General features: G+C 43.1%; 13 protein-coding genes and 1 tRNA gene. 8 read left to right on the forward strand and 6 right to left on the reverse strand.

What is annotated here, in order from left to right:
* Positions 1 to 24: 24 nt before the first annotated feature.
* Complete coding sequence (locus ACMFL8_RS05415; protein WP_413190294.1) at positions 25 to 1,536, forward strand: aldehyde dehydrogenase family protein; 1,512 nt, start codon at positions 25 to 27, stop codon at positions 1,534 to 1,536.
* Between the two features lie 169 nt (positions 1,537 to 1,705).
* On the opposite strand, the gene ACMFL8_RS05420 is transcribed toward ACMFL8_RS05415, so the two are convergent.
* The 3 genes from ACMFL8_RS05420 to ACMFL8_RS05430 form a co-directional block, all read right to left on the reverse strand.
* Positions 1,706 to 2,551, reverse strand: a complete 846-nt coding sequence (locus tag ACMFL8_RS05420; RefSeq protein ID WP_010199717.1) for an IclR family transcriptional regulator — start codon at positions 2,549 to 2,551, stop codon at positions 1,706 to 1,708.
* Between the two features lie 475 nt (positions 2,552 to 3,026).
* Positions 3,027 to 4,292, reverse strand: a complete 1,266-nt coding sequence (locus ACMFL8_RS05425) for an MFS transporter (RefSeq protein WP_210540698.1) — start codon at positions 4,290 to 4,292, stop codon at positions 3,027 to 3,029.
* Positions 4,293 to 4,439: 147 nt separating this feature from the next.
* Positions 4,440 to 5,594 carry an acyl-CoA dehydrogenase family protein gene (locus ACMFL8_RS05430; RefSeq protein ID WP_010199721.1) on the reverse strand — a complete coding sequence of 385 codons (1,155 nt, stop codon included), beginning with the start codon at positions 5,592 to 5,594 and terminating at the stop codon, positions 4,440 to 4,442.
* A gap of 328 nt (positions 5,595 to 5,922) precedes the next feature.
* Here ACMFL8_RS05430 and ACMFL8_RS05435 point away from each other — a divergent pair, with 328 nt between their 5' ends.
* The 6 genes from ACMFL8_RS05435 to ACMFL8_RS05460 all read left to right on the forward strand — a co-directional run bounded on the left by ACMFL8_RS05435 (position 5,923) and on the right by ACMFL8_RS05460 (position 13,288).
* Positions 5,923 to 6,699 carry an enoyl-CoA hydratase gene (locus tag ACMFL8_RS05435; RefSeq protein WP_413190295.1) on the forward strand — a complete coding sequence of 259 codons (777 nt, stop codon included), beginning with the start codon at positions 5,923 to 5,925 and terminating at the stop codon, positions 6,697 to 6,699.
* A gap of 143 nt (positions 6,700 to 6,842) precedes the next feature.
* Entirely contained in the window at positions 6,843 to 8,420 is a 1,578-nt protein-coding gene (locus ACMFL8_RS05440) for a 3-hydroxyacyl-CoA dehydrogenase (protein ID WP_413190296.1), read from the forward strand.
* A gap of 90 nt (positions 8,421 to 8,510) precedes the next feature.
* Positions 8,511 to 9,713 carry a 3-oxoadipyl-CoA thiolase gene (locus ACMFL8_RS05445; RefSeq protein ID WP_413190297.1) on the forward strand — a complete coding sequence of 401 codons (1,203 nt, stop codon included), beginning with the start codon at positions 8,511 to 8,513 and terminating at the stop codon, positions 9,711 to 9,713.
* A 119-nt stretch (positions 9,714 to 9,832) separates the two neighbouring features.
* Positions 9,833 to 11,554, forward strand: a complete 1,722-nt coding sequence (locus ACMFL8_RS05450; protein WP_413190298.1) for a fatty acid--CoA ligase — start codon at positions 9,833 to 9,835, stop codon at positions 11,552 to 11,554.
* 97 nt (positions 11,555 to 11,651) lie between these two features.
* Positions 11,652 to 12,122 (forward strand): acyl-CoA thioesterase, encoded by a 471-nt coding sequence (locus tag ACMFL8_RS05455; RefSeq protein WP_413190299.1) that lies wholly within the window; start codon positions 11,652 to 11,654, stop codon positions 12,120 to 12,122.
* 134 nt (positions 12,123 to 12,256) lie between these two features.
* A complete protein-coding gene (locus ACMFL8_RS05460) occupies positions 12,257 to 13,288 on the forward strand; it encodes a hypothetical protein (RefSeq protein ID WP_413190300.1) in 1,032 nt (343 codons plus the stop codon).
* 185 nt (positions 13,289 to 13,473) lie between these two features.
* Here ACMFL8_RS05460 and ACMFL8_RS05465 read toward each other — a convergent pair whose 3' ends face one another.
* Positions 13,474 to 13,638 (reverse strand): hypothetical protein, encoded by a 165-nt coding sequence (locus ACMFL8_RS05465; RefSeq protein WP_413190301.1) that lies wholly within the window; start codon positions 13,636 to 13,638, stop codon positions 13,474 to 13,476.
* Positions 13,639 to 13,908: 270 nt separating this feature from the next.
* Between ACMFL8_RS05465 and ACMFL8_RS05470 the strand changes: the two genes are divergently transcribed.
* A complete protein-coding gene (locus ACMFL8_RS05470; RefSeq protein WP_189584705.1) occupies positions 13,909 to 15,591 on the forward strand; it encodes an NAD-dependent malic enzyme in 1,683 nt (560 codons plus the stop codon).
* Positions 15,592 to 16,050: 459 nt separating this feature from the next.
* Here the strand turns inward: ACMFL8_RS05470 and ACMFL8_RS05475 are convergent.
* Both ACMFL8_RS05475 and ACMFL8_RS05480 read right to left on the reverse strand, forming a co-directional pair.
* Positions 16,051 to 16,127: transfer RNA gene (locus ACMFL8_RS05475), tRNA-Ile, on the reverse strand.
* A gap of 93 nt (positions 16,128 to 16,220) precedes the next feature.
* Positions 16,221 to 17,027: a pteridine reductase gene (locus tag ACMFL8_RS05480; protein ID WP_413190302.1), complete on the reverse strand. Its 807-nt coding sequence runs from the start codon at positions 17,025 to 17,027 to the stop codon at positions 16,221 to 16,223.
* Between the last annotated feature and the right edge of the window lie 9 nt (positions 17,028 to 17,036).

Below are 17,036 nucleotides of genomic sequence, written 5' to 3' on the forward strand. Positions count from 1 at the left end.
AACAATGAGAGAGGACATACCATCATGGAAACGACAAATGCTACTGATATAACCAGACAAATTGCAAAAGAGACAATGCAAAATGAAGTGGTATTAAATGCGGCCTATATCAATGGTAAATGGACTGCCATCGAAGCATCATCGGTTGATAGCGAAGACACTGATATGCAGAATCTATATGACCCAAATACTGGTGAGGTGTTAGCATCGACACGCTTATGTACCAGTGCCCATGTAGAAACAGCGGTCAATGCTGCCTCTGCTGCCTATGTAAATTGGTCGCAAACCTCAGTAAGCGTGCGTGCGCATTATTTGCATGCGATTGCTGACGCTATGGAGCAGCAATTTGAAAAATTAGTGGGACTGTCTGTTTTAAACAACGGTAAGCCCATCGAAGAGGCAAAAATAGACGTCGGTGATGCTATCGCTTGTTATCGCTATTATGCCAATCTGATAACAGATCAAGAGACGTGGTCGGAAGTATCCACGAATGAATCTGGCATTCGTCTGCTAAAGACTTTTGCGCCCGTTGGCGTGTGTGCATTGATTGTACCTTGGAATTTTCCAATGGTGACGACCTCTTGGAAGTTGGCGCCAGCGCTAGCAGCAGGCTGTACAGTGGTATTAAAGCCTTCTGAGGTGACCTTATTGCCAGAATTGATGCTGGGCAATATATTGTCTAGTATCGAGCTGCCAAAAGGCGTGGTTAATATTTTGCTCGGTGCTGCCGAAGTTGGTGCTGCCATGACCAGTCATCCGCTGATTGATAAAGTCTCTTTTACTGGTAGTAATGTGGTGGGTGAAAAGGTAATGACCCAAGCGGCAAAGAGCATCAAAGACATCAGTCTTGAGCTTGGTGGCAAGTCTGCTATTGTGGTGCGCGCGGATGCCGATATCGATTACGCTTGTGACCTTATCATTGGCGGTGTATTTACCAATGCTGGTCAAATATGTTCAGCGACCTCTAGATTGCTTGTTCATGAAGATATCGCACCGACTTTATTTGAAGCGTTGAAAGTAAAAACCGCAAGCCTGCAAGTTGGTGATGGTTTTGATACAGTCACTCAAATGGGTCCAATGGTCAGCGAGCAGCAGCTTAAGCAAGTAAAAAAATACTGTGATATTGCGACTGCCGAAAACCTTACTTGCCTGACTGGTGGAGAAATATCAGCTAGTCAAGGGTATTTTGCCGCGCCCACTATTTATATCGATGTTCCTGAAACCAGCCAATTGTGGCTCGAAGAAGTGTTCGGACCAGTATTGGTTAGCAAAACCTTCAAAGACGATGCAGAAGCCATTAGTTTGGCCAACGACAGCAAATATGCGTTGGCAGCGACCATTGTCAGTACTGATGAAAAGGTCGCATTGTCGATGGCATTACAGATTGAAGCGGGTCATGTTTGGATCAATGAACAACAAATCGTGCTGCCTGAGTCAGGGTGGGGCGGCTTTAAGCAAAGCGGCATCGGTCGTGAGTTAGGTGGGGGCGGTCTGTCCGCTTACCAAAAGAGCAAGCATGTATTGTTATCTGACTAAATATTTGAATGTTCAACAGACCCTAATATTTTAAGCTTATCGATTACCCATTAAAAAACCCCTTTAAATCTTAAAATTTAAAGGGGTTTTTATTTGATTAACTTTGGATAATGAACGACAGTAGTACGATTGAGTCTTCAATTTTTGCCACGTTAATGGGTCATCTACTTTAGCTGATGTAAATATTACTTTCGATATTATTCTTCATATGAAGCAACCGAGGGGCAATGTCTTCTTCTAGTTTAGTACGACTAAGAACAAAACTTGGTGCGCCGCAATTAAAAGTCAGTAAGCCCTCAGTCGGGTGCATGATGGCGGTAGCGACAGCGTTGACGTCTTTTTGCCATTCACTAATCGAGAAGCAATACCCATAGTCGTCATAATCTCTAAAGGCTTTATCCAGTCCGCGTCTAATCTTTAACCAATCATCTTTATACTTACTGCGAATAGCATCAAGGATAAATTCTTGCTCAGCAGCAGGCATACTGGCTAAGCATGCGCGTCCCATCGAACTCAAATGAATGGGGAGGTATGAGCCGACATTACGTCGCATGGTCGTCGTGCCAGACCCTTGCACGACGTTTAGATACACCATTCTCAGGCGGTCACGGGTTGCCATAGCGACCGCACTATTGGCATAATCTGCCAGTTCTTCCATATAGGGGGTGACTAAATTGTTGATAGAGATATTCGCCATCATCGTATAGCCAAACCCTAACACACCGGCAGAAAGCTGATATTTACTACTATTGGTCGATTGCTTTAGATATCCTAACTTGACTAAGGTATAAGTCAGCCGCGTGATCGTCCCTTTAGGCAGGCCAGTCAATTGACTCAAGTCTTGATTACCCAAATAGGGACGCTGCGGGGTAAAACAACGCAGCAGCTCTAAGCCGCGTGCCAAAGCGGTAATAAACTGCCTATCGTTTTTATCTCTCATGTCACTAATCGGCTCTAACAGCTCAATGTGTGTTGATTTATTAGAGTCTTCATCATCAAGGATATTAGTTGTCATATAAGATTTATTGCTCTCAATTACGTTAATTTAAATAGCATAAAATTCACTACTTTTAGGGCGTGTCTTCAATTCACTCGATAGTCCTCTAAATGGGCTAAAAATGGCTAAATCTTGCCAAACATCGTCAAATAGCTGGTTAATATCCCGATATTATCTGCACTATTTTTCTTGTTTGACGGCAATTTATCTCATTTTTATCACCATTTTTGAAATGAAGACACGCCCTAGTACCTTATAAGCCAATAGTCGTACGCTGATATAGTCATTCCACTATAAAAGTATTACAGCGTTAACCTCGCTTGAAGTATCAAATATACATCTACACTCGGTTGCCTTGTACTACTTTTAAATTGAATCGACTATAGTAATTTGTTGCTTTTAATAACATTCTATTAATGTACATTGAAACTATTAACATAGCTATTATAAATATAAGGGATTTCGCTATGCGGAATATATGTATTTAATAGTATCACGCCTTTTGTGGATCATATTGCTGCTCTTTGATGAACAACGTTGGAATAAGGCCGCATAAGAAATACGCGCCTGCCATAAGCAACAAACCTGCACCAATAGAGTTTTGCATGGCCATATAACCAATGGCAACCGGTGCAATAACTGAGCCCAGTCGTCCGATATTGAACGCACCGCCAATAGCCGTACCTCGAATAGCGGTAGGAAAGCTTTCCGTCAAGTAGGTGGCATTAATAGCATAAGGGATGCCATATAAGAAACCAAAGGTTATCATCAACCAACCGATGTTTTCTGGGGTATGCATATAGACTAACACTGGAATGAATAGCGCTGTGCCCATAGTACCGAAGGCAAATACTATTTTTCGACCAATTCTATCAGCCACTAAACCTGCCACGACTTTAGCAAACATCATCGTCAAGTAAGTACCTGCCATATATAGGGCCATCTCCTTAAATTTGATACCCAGTTCAGTTTCTAGATAAGACGGTAGCCAGTTGCTTACGCCAAAATAACCAAACAATAGAAGCCCTGAGCTCATCGACCATAAAATGAACATAATGCGATGTTTGGGGTTTTCAAATATGGCTTTATAAGGATTTTCAGGTTTTGTGAGTGAATTTTTCGCGCCGCTAAGTTTGAGGGCACGAGCCTCTTTCCAAGACTGTGGTTCAGGGATAAGAAAATACATCGATATCGAGAGAATGATAGGTAGGAACGTTAAGAGATATAAGGTGCGCCAACCATAGACGGGAATAATCCAAGCTGAAATGCTCGTGATCACTAAAGACCCCAAGGTAAAACCTGTCATTAGCGCTGCGAGTACCGTCGTTCGATGTTTGGTAGGTACCATTTCAGACATCAGGGTGTTAGTGGCAATATATAAACTGCCAAGACCCAAACAAGCAGTGAACCGTAATGCTATAAACTGCTCGTAGCTCTGTACAAAGCCACTGAAACCAGATAATACAGAGAACATCGCTGTCGCAATCACGATAACACGTACTCGGCCAAAACGATCACAGGCCCAACCACCGAAAAATCCACCGATTGCCATGCCAAATAATGACCAACTGCCCAAAGCGCCAGCTTGTATATTGGTCAACCCAAATTCTTGCTTGAGACTTGACAGAGTAAAGGCGAGAATCCCAATATCAGCCCCATCACATAACAGTACTAGAAAACAAAAAAAGAAGGCCAATTTCCAAGGTTGCTTTTGGGTAGAATTTGAGCTTGGATTTGACGTTATAGCGGCACTTTTCACAATTTATATCCTTATTGTTGTGAGAAAGAAATTTTATGGTAACAGCGACATAAACCAGGTATCTGCGTCCTAGCAAATACCTCGATATGCTTTGATCATGTAAATACCTTTTAATAATCAAATAAATAGCATTCAAATAAATGACAACTACTCGCTAACTTCTTTAATCATATTGCGGGCAATAATGATCTGCTGGATTTGGGTCGTGCCTTCATACAAACGATATAAGCGCACATCACGATAAAAACGTTCAATGCCATAATCGGCAATATAACCAGCACCGCCATGAATTTGCACGGCTCTATCAGCAACACGGCCACACATTTCGGTGGCAAACATCTTGGCACATGACGACTCGGTAACGACATCTTTGCCATCATCGCGCAAGCGTGAAGCATCTAATACCATCGATTTGGCCGCATAAATCTCTGCTTTTGAGTCAGCAAGCATCGCTTGAATCAGCTGAAAATTGGCAATGGGTTGACCAAATTGTTTACGCTCGACGGCATAGCGTAGCGCGTCATCTAACATGCGAGTGGCTGCGCCTGTACTCGCTGCAGCGATATGTAAGCGGCCTTTATCCAGAACCTTCATGGCGGTTTTAAAACCTACGCCTTCTACACCACCAATCAAAGCATCAGCAGGTACGACGCAGTTATCAAAAATGACATCACAAGTATGTGCGCCTTTTTGACCCATTTTTTTGTCGATTTTACCAAGCGTAATACCAGGAGTATCGCTCTCAACGATGAATGCTGAAATACCACCAGACCTTTTGTTTTCGGGATCAGTGCGTGCCATGACGGTAAAGATACCGGCTTGAGGGGCATTGGTGATATAACGCTTAGTGCCGTTGAGTACGTAAGTATCGCCGTCTTTGATTGCAGTGGTTCGCAGCGATGCCGCATCGGAGCCTGACTCAGGTTCGGTCAAACAAAATGAGCCGATGATTTCACCACTGGCGAGCCTTGGTAGATATTTTTGTTTTTGCGCTTCAGTACCATCGATGACAAGGCCAGAGGAACCAATACCGTTATTAGTGCCTATTAATGAGCGAAAAGCAGGTGAGGTGCGCCCTAATTCAAATGCCAATGTGACCTCTTCTTCCATCGTAACGCCAAGCCCGCCGTACTCCTCGGGAATGGTCAGTCCAAATAGACCCAACTCACGCATTTGACTGATGATATCTTCTGGCAGACGGTCATTTTCTGCCACCCAGTCTTCTTTTGGGATCAGTTGGTTATTCACAAATTGACGAATGGTTTGGACGATATGGTCGAGTACTTCCTTATCTCTAATCATGTGATTCTTCCTTGTTTAGATGACGTCTAATATTGATTGATGAGGGCTTCATAATTAATTTGAATAAACAGCATAATCGATAATTTATTGGATTACAATACTTTTGGTTTAAAAAACCGCAATGCGGTATTTATAAAAGAGACGAGGTATTAACGGTCTGTTTATTTATCAATTTAACTGGCTTTTACTCTTCACAAAAGAAAATAAACAGTATATATTGGTACTTAATATCGCTATGCGGTATTAATAATCATAATTATTAGTCTGTTTTAAGGGTGGCGGTTTACCTAAAGACATTACCTAAAGACATTACTTAAAGGACAGCATCATGGAAGAGCAAATCATCATTTGTGAAACGTTAGACAATGGCGTGAGCCTGATAACACTCAATCGTCCCAAGGTTCGCAATGCTTTGAACACTGAATTACGTGAAAAAATGGCAGAGATTTTCATCAAATTAAACGATGACCCAAAGACCAAAGCTATCGTGCTGACGGGTGGTGATAAGGTGTTTGCGGCCGGTGCTGATATTAATGATTTCCTAACTACCAAAACAGTCGATGTGTATTTACGCCACAGCGAGCGTTATTGGGATGCCATCACCAATTGTCGCAAGCCGATTATTGCAGCGGTCAATGGCTATGCGCTTGGCGGCGGCTGTGAGCTTGCTATGCATGCCGACATCATCGTCGCTGGCAAGTCTGCTAAGTTTGGCCAACCAGAAATCAAAATAGGACTGATGCCTGGAGCAGGAGGTACGCAGCGTTTGTTTCGCGTGATTGGCAAGCATAAAGCCATGAAGCTGATACTAACAGGCGACATGATCAACGCTGAGGCAGCGGATCAAATGGGGCTGGTCTCTGAAGTGGTCGAAGATGAGGCGACTATTAATCGTGCCATCGAGATTGCTGAACAACTCGCAGGTTATTCGCCTATTGCTTTAACCCAAATTAAAGAAGTCGCCAATCTTGGGGTAGATATGCCGCTACAAGCTGCCTTAGCTTTGGAGCGTAAAGCCTTTCAAATTTTATTTGATACCGAAGATCAAAAAGAAGGCGCGAAAGCCTTCTTGGAAAAGCGTGACGCGAATTATAAAGGTCAGTAGCCTGTCAAAGCATAGACTTTTTGAAACATAGATTTCTTAAAGCATAGTTTTCTCAAAGCATAGAAAGAAACAGCACATATACTTTGAAAACGAGACTATTCAATAAGAGCATATAAATTAACAAGACCATATAAAGGATTATTATGACTGTTAAATCATTGGCCATTGTTGGCACCGGTATTATGGGTATGGGTATTGCCCAAATCGCCGCCCAAGCAGGCATTCAAGTGCTGTTATTTGATGCCAAAGGAGGTGCTGCTGAGCAGGGACGTCAATCGCTTCAAGCTATGTTAGAGAAGCTAGCGGCTAAAGGCAAATTCACCGATGAGCAGCTACAGTCTACTTTATCGAATCTAACCGTGATTGAAGATATAGCCAAAATTGCCAAGGTAGATGTCGTTATTGAAGCAATCATTGAAAATTTAGACATAAAAAAGCAGCTGTTTAAACAATTAGAAAGCATTGTCCCTGCCGAGACTATTTTGGCAACCAACACTTCATCGCTAGCGGTGACAGCGATTGCCTCCGATTGTGAGCACCCAGAGCGCGTGGCAGGATTTCACTTTTTTAATCCAGTACCCTTAATGAAAATCGTTGAAGTGATTCCGGGTATCTCTACCAAACCTTCAGTAGTAGAAACGCTTACAACTCTAGCCAAACGTATGGGGCATTTAGGAGTCGTCGCAAAAGATACCCCAGGGTTTATCGTCAATCATGGCGGTAGAGCTTTTGGTACAGAGGCCTTAAAGATATTAGGCGAGGGGGTTGCAAGTTTCGAGGACATCGACCGTATTTTACGTGAAGGCGCTGGCTTTCGCATGGGGCCATTCGAGCTGCTTGATCTTACTGGTATCGATGTCTCTCATCCGGTTATGGAGTCGATTTATAATCAATATTACTTTGAGCCTCGCTATCGCCCTCATCCCTTGACCCGTCAAATGCTAACGGGTAACAAGCTTGGTCGTAAAGTTAGCGAAGGATTTTATCACTATAAAGACGGTCAAAAATCAACAGCAGATACGTCTAAACAATTACCTTATAAGACAGATTTCAATACCTCAAACCTCTCAGTTTGGATTGGCGCAGATTTAGCAGAAGATAAACAACAACTGGTTGACCATCTAAACGCTAGCAATATTATTATCGACGATAATGATCAGCCAAATTCTGACAGTTTGATATTACTGGCAATTTATGGCGAAGATACCACCAATGCGGCTATTCGCTATCAGGTTAATCCTAAACAAGCGGTCGCCATTGATATGCTGACTGACTTATCCAAGCATCGTACTCTCATGCCAAGTATCGTCACAGAGGATAATTTTGTGGTACAAGCTTATGCCCTATTTGGTAGAAATAATAAGTTCGGTAAAAGCTCGGATCAGGACTCGAATGTTGCTGTCGTTGCCACGCTAATTGCCGAAAGTACGGGCTTTGTGGCGCAGCGAGTCGTTGCTATGGTGATTAATTTAGGTTGCGATATTGCGATGCAAGGTATTGCCACACCAAAGGATATCGACAATGCTGTCAAGCTTGGATTGGGGTATCCGTATGGTCCTATCTCATGGGGAGATGAGCTTGGTGCCGAGCGAATTTTACTTATCTTAGAGCGTATCTATGGGTTAACAGGTGATCCGCGTTACCGTCCAAGCCCATGGTTGCAGCGCCGTGCCAAGTTAGGTATCTCATTATTTACTCAACAAAATAATTGCTCAGGCTAATGGCTTACTAATGACTTAGCGCGCCCAAGTACAGTTACGAAACCATATATTTCAATCAAACACACCCTTAAAACACAACAAGGAACAGTTATGTTAGACGCCTATATTTATGACGGATTAAGAAGCCCTTTTGGTCGCCATGGTGGTGCATTAGCCACGGTGCGTCCTGATGACATGATTGCGACAGTAATGAAAGCTTTGGTCGAAAAGCACCAACTGCCTAACGATATTTTTGACGAAGTGCTAATCGGTAACACCAATCAAGCGGGCGAGGACTCACGAAATATCGCTCGTAATGCCGCATTGCTAGCAGGATTAGATGTCACGACGCCCGGTCAAACCGTCAACCGTTTATGTGCCTCAGGACTGTCTACCGTCATCGATGCTGCTCGTAGTATTACTTGTAACGAGGGTGACATATTTTTAGCAGGTGGCGTTGAGTCAATGACCCGCGCGCCCTTTGTGTTTGCTAAGACCGAAACGCCTTTTAGTCGTGAATTTAAAGTATTTGATACCACTATTGGCAGCCGGTTTCCCAATCCTATTTTGACTAAAGAATTTGGCAGCGACAGCATGCCGCAAACGGGCGATAACGTCGCTCGCAAATATGGTATCACTCGCGAGCAAGCAGACAAATTCGCAGCAGCCTCACAAGCTAAATACCAAGCGGCAAAGCAAGCTGGGTTCTTTGATGATGAAATAACACCAATTATGGTATCGCAAGGTAGAAAATTACCAGAAAAGGCGATAACAGAAGATGAGCATCCTCGCGCCACATCTACTGTGGAAGCGCTACAAAAACTTAAACCTTTAAATGAGAATGGCGTAGTTACAGCAGGGAACGCATCGGGCATTAACGATGGTGCAGCTGCACTGATTATTGGCTCAAAGCAAGCAGAGGAAAAGTTAGGCTTTAAGCCTATTGCAAAGATTCTCTCATCTGGCGCCATGGGCGTAGAGCCAAATATTATGGGCGTAGGCCCTGTTGAGGCCATCAAACTGGCATTGAAACGTGCTGACTTGACCCTTGATGATATGTCTATCATTGAGATTAATGAAGCATTTGCCTCACAAGTACTAGGCTGTCTAAAAGGTCTAGAAATTGACTTTGATGACAAGCGCGTTAACCCCAATGGCGGTGCGATTGCCGTTGGACACCCGCTGGGCGCATCAGGTGCAAGACTTGCATTAAGTACGGCACGAGAGCTACAGCGCACGGGCGAAAAATACGCAGTGGTCAGCTTGTGCATTGGCATTGGGCAGGGGCTTGCCATGGTAATAGAACGAGTTTAATTCTTTCGTTAATCCACTATAAAAGAGTGACAGCGTTAACCTCGCTTGCCTTGCTCTTCTTTTAAATTGAATCAACTATATGCCCTCGCCATACTATTTTATTATCAAGGACGACAATAATGACTTCTATACTTAACCAACATGAGGATTACCAACAAGCTCAAGAAGCGTATGGCTTTCCTTTGATTATCAAACAGCTACTAAACCGTGCAAAAATTGCTTCTACGGATCAAACCATTAGTTATGCCGATAAGGTCACTTATACCTATGCTGAATTTTTTAAGCGCGTTAATCGCTTGGCAAACGTACTTAAAAACATGGGTTTGCAAGCAGGCGATGTGGTTGCTGTTATGGATTGGGACAGTCATCGTTACCTTGAAGCGTATTTTGCTGTGCCGATGTCTGGCATGATTTTGCAAACGGTCAATGTACGCCTAGCTGAAGATAAAGTGCTGTACACCATCAACCACGCCAAACCCAAAGCCTTGTTACTAAATGCTGAATTTGAGCCAATGGCTAAAAATTATCGTCATGAAGCCCCTTCTATCGAGAAAATTGTTTGGCTCGATGATACTGGCTTTGATGATGCTGAGTATGGCGAAGACGATACAAAGAACGATACAAAAACTGAGCAAGTTAGCATGCCAGATTATGTCGAAGGTGAATATGAAGCCATGCTAGCGGCGGCTAGTGATGCGTTTGATTTTCCAGATTTCGATGAAAACACCATCGCCACCACATTTTATACCAGTGGCACAACGGGCGACCCAAAAGGGGTTTTCTTTACCCATCGACAGATCGTATTGCAGACGCTGGCAAGCACGTTAGCATCCGCGCTAAATGCCGAAGGTCAAGGCGCGCGCTACAATGATGTCTACATGCCAATGACACCGTTATTCCATGTGCATGCTTGGTGCTGGCCGTATGGGGCAACCATGATAGGGCTTAAGCAAGTGTATCCGGGGCGCTATCTAGCTCCCACGTTAGTGGACTTAATCGAGCAGCACAAAGTCACGCTTTCACATGGCGTTCCAGCAATTTTGCAGATGCTATTAAAAGAGATGGCAGCACGAGGACGTAAGTTTGAGGGTCTGAAGTTGTTACTCGGTGGCTCAAAATTGAATGAAGGGTTGGCCAAAGCCGCCATTGAAAGCGGTATTGAGTTTATGTCGGGATTTGGGATGTCAGAGTCTTGCCCCGTGTTATCGAGAGCGGTATTCGATGATAAAACGGACTCGATGGAAATGAAGGATCAGCTCAATTATCGGTGTCTTTCTGGCTCACCAATTATGCTCGTCTCAATGGAAATTTGGGATGAAAACGGCAAAGCTTTACCAATGGATGGTGAATCGACAGGGGAGCTTGTGATTCGAGCGCCTTGGCTGACCCAGAGTTATTTTAAAAACCCAGATGCTGGCAATGAGTTATGGCGCGGTGGCTGGATGCATACCCAAGATATTGCCTGTATTACCTTTGACGGCACTCTAAGCATTACGGATCGGCTTAAGGACGTGATCAAGTCTGGTGGTGAGTGGGTATCTTCGCTTGAGGTCGAAACTATTTTATCCTTCCATCCCAGCGTCGCTGATGTTGCCGTCATTGGCGTGCCAGATGAAAGATGGGGCGAATGTCCTTTAGCGTTAGTGGTTTTAAAACCTGAATATGTCGATACCAAAGCGGATGATATTTTAGCCTTAGGTCATCAAGCGGTAGAGAAAGGCCATTTACCAAAGTATGGCGTGCCAAGCGAAATCAAGTTTTTAGCAGAAATGCCAAGAACCAGTGTGGGTAAGCTCGATAAGAAAAGAATGCGGATAATGTGCGCAGAAAAACTCATTTAATCCAATTTTTTTTGTTAAACATTGTCGAAAACACTCATTACATCTGACTGAATATTTTTAATATCGGTGTCAATTGGCATGACGAGACGAGAAAACTATGAAAGCTTTAGCGATATTACCGGAAACCCAAGAGGTGCTGGATAAAGACAAAAACCATCCCATGCATGGCTTCGCGGTTATCTACTCTCAACAAGTAGCGTGGGGCGATATGGATGCTTTTGGTCACGTCAATAATGTGGTCTATTACACTTATGCCCAAAACGCTCGTATTTACTACAACAGTCAATTGAATCTATTTAATGAAAATACTTTTTCCGTCATGGCAGCATCATCCTGTCAATACTTCAAACCCGTGACTCACCCCGATACCTTATGGATTGGAGTTCGAGTCAAGAAAATTGGCAATGCCAGCTTGATTCATGAATATACCTATTATAGTACGGTGTTAAATACCATCGTTGCTAAGGGTGAGTCCGTGCTGGTATATCTCGATAAAACCAGTGGAAAAAAGAAAAATATCGATGACACCAAAAAAGCCGCGATTACTGCTTTTGAAAGTTTTAACTAAAATAGGCTGCATGGGTTTTACACAAAAAGGTGGCGCTGATAGTTATGGTATTAAAAGCACGGTAGCAGCAGAGATTTGAATAAATTTAAATTAACTTAACTGGATTTTAAAACAACACAAGGAATGTGTAGGTTATGCTTTATATCAAAAAGTTGTCTTTTGGTTTGGCTGTTCTTGGAGCATGCGTACAGGCACAAGCGATAGATCTTGTCACCAATGGAGATACCACTTTAAGTATCGGTGGTTATGTTAAAGCGGAAGGCATATTTTATTCTCCCGATGAAGGGGAGTCTGAGTTCAAAGGAAGTGGACGACAATCTCGGATTAATGTTAAAACCACGAAGAACGTAGAGGGTAAAAAGTTAACGGGTTTTATTGAAGGCGACTTTTATGGCAATGCCGCAAACGGTGGTTCAGACTTGCGGCTCCGCCATGCTTATGTTCAGGTCGATGATTTGACCGTTGGTAAAACGTGGAATGGTCAGTTCTTAGCGGTCTATCCACTTTTGACTGATCAGCTTGACTTTCGGGGCACGGGATTGGGTACTATATCTGGTGGTGGCGCTGATATTCGTCCAGATTTGACGGTGCATTACACTCATAAAGGGTTTCGTTTTACCGCTCAAGACCCTGTTTATGACGAAGCTAATCTGCCTGATATGGTAGTTAGCTACAAGAATAATATATCTGATCTTAGCTATAACGTGGCAGTCACTGCTCGTGAGGCCAAAAATGGAGACGATTCGGATGTAGGCGTCGGTGTCTCTTTGGCAGGTAAACTGAAACTGGGCAATGACTCGCTACATGCGAGCGTATATAACGGTAAAGGGATGGGCGTCTATTCTACCGTCTGTGTGGGAAGAGCCCTTGGCACGACGGGCGATTTAGATTGCGATGCGGAAGACGGTAAGCTTGTCTCGCAAACGGGCTACACGGTCGGTTACAGGCACAAGTTCACAGAGAAACTGATGAGCAACATGCGCTATGGTGAAATTATGGTGGATGATGAAGCAGATACTTCTGTAAATGTAAAAAGTATCAACCTTGTCTATGAGTATCTACCAGATCTAGACATTGGTATTGAGTGGAGAGATCGTAGCGACAAAACGCTGTCACAGGTAAAAAAAGGTCAGCAAGTTGAAATAATGGCCAAATATAACTTCTAAATTATAGTCAGTGAAAAGTAATATGGATATCAACAGTATCGTAGCGTTTTTGGGGTATTTTGACTGTATATGTTGAGAGATAATAAGCAAACCACCTCTGCCTTGGTGCTTTAAAACCCAAACCCTTCTGAATTCCAATGCGAGCACAGCTTTCATCTTATGTAGAGACAAAGCCGTGCCCCGCTTCATCCTTCCTTATTTAACATCTCTCGTTCTTCTTCAGCTATTTTTAATTGGCGTTTGAGTTGCTTGATTCCTTCAAGAGCTGACACAACTCCAGTATAATAGGGTTCTGTGGCGACAAGCTTGCCTTGATTGGTTTTGTTCTGCCAATTGGCTAGCTTTTGCATCGCTTTTCCTAATTGCTGAGCGGTTGCAATCGAATTAGCATTATTATCTGCTATCTTTTGACCGATTCTACTTTGAATTCCGTATTATCGCTCTGTATTTTCTTGGTCATGATACACTTATCGTCGAGTGGTTGCTTGACCAAGTTTACTGCTACGATTTTTTCAGCATCGCTCAATAAATGTAAATAATGACTGCGAATTTAATGAATAAGTAAAATATTTAACCCATTAATTTTTTCACTCATACGCCTCTAACAAGAAGATTTTATTATGCAAACCAAACGTCCGTTATATATTCCCTTTGCAGGCCCTGCATTATTAGAAACCCCTTTACTAAATAAGGGTAGCGCTTTTTCATCAGAAGAGCGCGATAGCTTTAATTTAACAGGCCTACTGCCTCATAACATTGAGACGATTGAAGAGCAGTCATTACGCGCTTATCATCAACTGCGTTCATTCACTAATGATATGGATAAGCATATTTATCTGCGTAACATCCAAGATACTAATGAAACCTTATTTCATCATCTGATTGAGCAGCATATTGAAGAAGTCATGCCGCTCATATATACCCCAACCGTTGGCCAAGCATGTGAAAAATTCTCTCAGATTTATCGCCGCAAACGGGGTTTGTTTGTCTCTTATCCTGAGCGTCATAAAATCGATGACATGCTGCAAAATGCCACCAAACAAAACGTCAAGGTAATCGTTGTCACCGATGGTGAACGTATATTAGGCCTAGGCGATCAAGGCATTGGCGGTATGGGTATTCCCATTGGTAAATTGTCGTTATATACGGCTTGTGGTGGTATTAGCCCCGCTTATTGCCTACCGATCTTATTAGATGTCGGCACCAATAATCAGCAATTGCTTGACGACCCTATGTACATGGGCTGGAGAAACCCGCGCATCTCTGGCGATGAATATAATGAGTTTGTAGACTTATTTATTCAAGCTGTCAAACGTCGCTGGCCTGAGGCATTATTACAATTTGAAGATTTTGCCCAAGAGAATGCGACACCATTATTGAATAAATATCGTGACCAATTATGCTGTTTCAATGATGATATTCAAGGCACCGCTGCTGTGTCAGTCGGTACCTTGATTGCAGCATGCTTGAATAAAGGTCAAAAGCTTAGCCAACAGAATATCGCGTTTTTAGGTGCAGGATCTGCTGGCTGCGGTATTGCTGAGCATATCATTCGCCAAATGCAGCGTGAAGGGTTGACGGAGGCGCAGGCTCGCAGCCAAGTATTTATGGTTGACCGTTATGGCTTGCTTACTGATGGCATGACAGAGCTACAAAAATTCCAAGAACCGTTAGTACAAAAAGAATCGGCTATTGCAAGTTGGGATAAAAGTAAAAAACTTGGTTTGGCGCAAGTGGTGAAGCAAGCAAAAATAACGGTATTATTTGGCGTCAGTGGACAAAAAGGTTTGTTCACCCAAGAGGTGATCGAAGCTTTATGTGTGAATACTGAGCATCCTATTGTCTTACCGCTTTCAAACCCAACGTCTCGTGTTGAAGCGACACCGCAAGAAGTAACAAACTGGAGTCGTGGTAAGGCAATCGTGGCAACCGGAAGTCCTTTTCCTCATACTACTTTTGAAGGACAGACTTTCGAAGTGTCGCAGTGTAATAACAGCTATATTTTCCCCGGTATTGGTCTAGGTGTTTTAGCATCACGTGCGACGGGCATCAGCGATAATATGCTAATGGCGGCAAGCCAAGCACTTGCCGATATATCAATGGAATATGAAAAAGCACCAGGTGCAATATTACCGCCCATTAGAGTCATTAGAGAGATCAGTGAAAAAATAGCCTATGCAGTTGCACGACAAGCGATTGAAGATAAATTGGCATTACCTGTCACTGCAGAGAATTTAGAGCGCCAATTAAAAGCCAATTTTTGGTTGCCTAAATACCGCAACTACCGCCGTACTTCTTTTTAGCGGTCAGACAATAGCTGCTAGAAAGTACTTATAAAAAAGTACCTATAAAAAACATATATAAGAAAGCCAAATGTTACCGTTAAAAGTAGCATTTGGCTTTCTTGTTATGTAGCGTCGTCGATAAAGCGTTTGGTGAGTTTAACCCTTGCCATTTTTGTTTGCCTGTTCCGTAGATTTACTTGGGTATCATATAGTCAAAATACCCCAAAAACGCTACGATACTGCTGATATCAATTTTTTGTAGCCTCTGTCTGCACAGGCACAGCAAGCAAGAAAAATTGATATCAGCAGCGCGTGATGTATCGATTTTACTTTTCACTGACTATAGCTGATAAGTGATATTATAAGAAAAACCCACAAAGTGCCCATACAGAGGTTTATCGCATACTACGACAAGCCAGCCTAAAACCTACAGACAACAAAAAACCCCGTAAACAGTGCGTTTACGGGGTTTGAATTTGGTGGGCCCAGTAGGACTTGAACCTACGACCAAAGGATTATGAGTCCTCTGCTCTAACCAACTGAGCTATGGGCCCTAACGTTAGACGCCCAATGATACCTGATTTTTTTAATTTTTCAAGCAAAAGATAAGAAGTAATCAATAAATTCTTTATAAGTTTTTACTTTGATCAAGCAGTACCACCCGCCAAGGTCAAACTACGCCCGCCATCAACCGCGATAATCTCGCCAGTCACATAACTTGCCCCAGCCAAATAGAGCACGCAATGGGCAATTTCATCAGGCATTCCTATTCTTTGCATAGGAATAGAGTCAATAATGCTGTGTTGTTGCTCATTATCAAGCGCTTGATCGCTATCAGTCTCAGGTAAAATGTTGACTCCAGGAGCAACACCATTGACGCGCACATCAGGTGCCATATCGAGTGCGAGGGATTGTACCATCATCCGATGTGCAGCCTTTGCCATATTGTAGACGGTATAAGTGCTGAATGGCTTATTATGCGCATGGATATCGAGTAGGCTAATGATGCAACCTTGCCGTGCTTTCAGATACGGATATAACGCTTGGCTTAATAGTAAGGGCGCTTTTGCATTGGTCAAAAACAATTCGTCCCATTGTGCTTTTTCGATACTACCAAGCGCACTCGGATAAAACCGTGAAGCATTATGTACCAGCACATCGAGCTGACCAAAACTTCCTATGATATTTTCAATAAACTGGCTAAGAGCACGGCTTTCATTAACGATTGCCAAATCAGCGACAATTACCACGGCACTATCGGCTCGATTTTCATTGAGCTCATCGGCTAGGGCATTGGCTTCTTGCTCACTATGATGACAATGGATAATGACACGGTAGCCTTGATGGTGTGCGGCTTTAATAATAGCAGCACCGATACGCTTAGCGCTGCCAGTCACCAGCATCACTGGTGCAACGGTATTTTCTGCTAAAGAGGTATTAATTTTTTGATTCATAGTTAAGTT

It is taken from the genome of Psychrobacter sp. AT9 (genome assembly GCF_047272965.1).
In the GTDB taxonomy this organism is placed as follows: domain Bacteria; phylum Pseudomonadota; class Gammaproteobacteria; order Pseudomonadales; family Moraxellaceae; genus Psychrobacter; species Psychrobacter glaciei.

Bases quoted from the DNA above. Each gene is read 5' to 3' on its own strand.
- ACMFL8_RS05470 (WP_189584705.1), top strand. From the start codon at position 13,909: ATGCAAACCAAACGTCCGTTATATATTCCCTTTGCAGGCCCTGCATTA.
- ACMFL8_RS05435 (WP_413190295.1), top strand. From the start codon at position 5,923: ATGGAAGAGCAAATCATCATTTGTGAAACGTTAGACAATGGCGTGAGC.
- ACMFL8_RS05455 (WP_413190299.1), top strand. From the start codon at position 11,652: ATGAAAGCTTTAGCGATATTACCGGAAACCCAAGAGGTGCTGGATAAA.
- ACMFL8_RS05445 (WP_413190297.1), top strand. From the start codon at position 8,511: ATGTTAGACGCCTATATTTATGACGGATTAAGAAGCCCTTTTGGTCGC.
- ACMFL8_RS05430 (WP_010199721.1), bottom strand. From the start codon at position 5,594: ATGATTAGAGATAAGGAAGTACTCGACCATATCGTCCAAACCATTCGT.
- ACMFL8_RS05440 (WP_413190296.1), top strand. From the start codon at position 6,843: ATGACTGTTAAATCATTGGCCATTGTTGGCACCGGTATTATGGGTATG.
- ACMFL8_RS05460 (WP_413190300.1), top strand. From the start codon at position 12,257: ATGCTTTATATCAAAAAGTTGTCTTTTGGTTTGGCTGTTCTTGGAGCA.
- ACMFL8_RS05450 (WP_413190298.1), top strand. From the start codon at position 9,833: ATGACTTCTATACTTAACCAACATGAGGATTACCAACAAGCTCAAGAA.
- ACMFL8_RS05480 (WP_413190302.1), bottom strand. From the start codon at position 17,027: ATGAATCAAAAAATTAATACCTCTTTAGCAGAAAATACCGTTGCACCA.
- ACMFL8_RS05465 (WP_413190301.1), bottom strand. From the start codon at position 13,638: ATGCAAAAGCTAGCCAATTGGCAGAACAAAACCAATCAAGGCAAGCTT.
- ACMFL8_RS05420 (WP_010199717.1), bottom strand. From the start codon at position 2,551: ATGACAACTAATATCCTTGATGATGAAGACTCTAATAAATCAACACAC.
- ACMFL8_RS05415 (WP_413190294.1), top strand. From the start codon at position 25: ATGGAAACGACAAATGCTACTGATATAACCAGACAAATTGCAAAAGAG.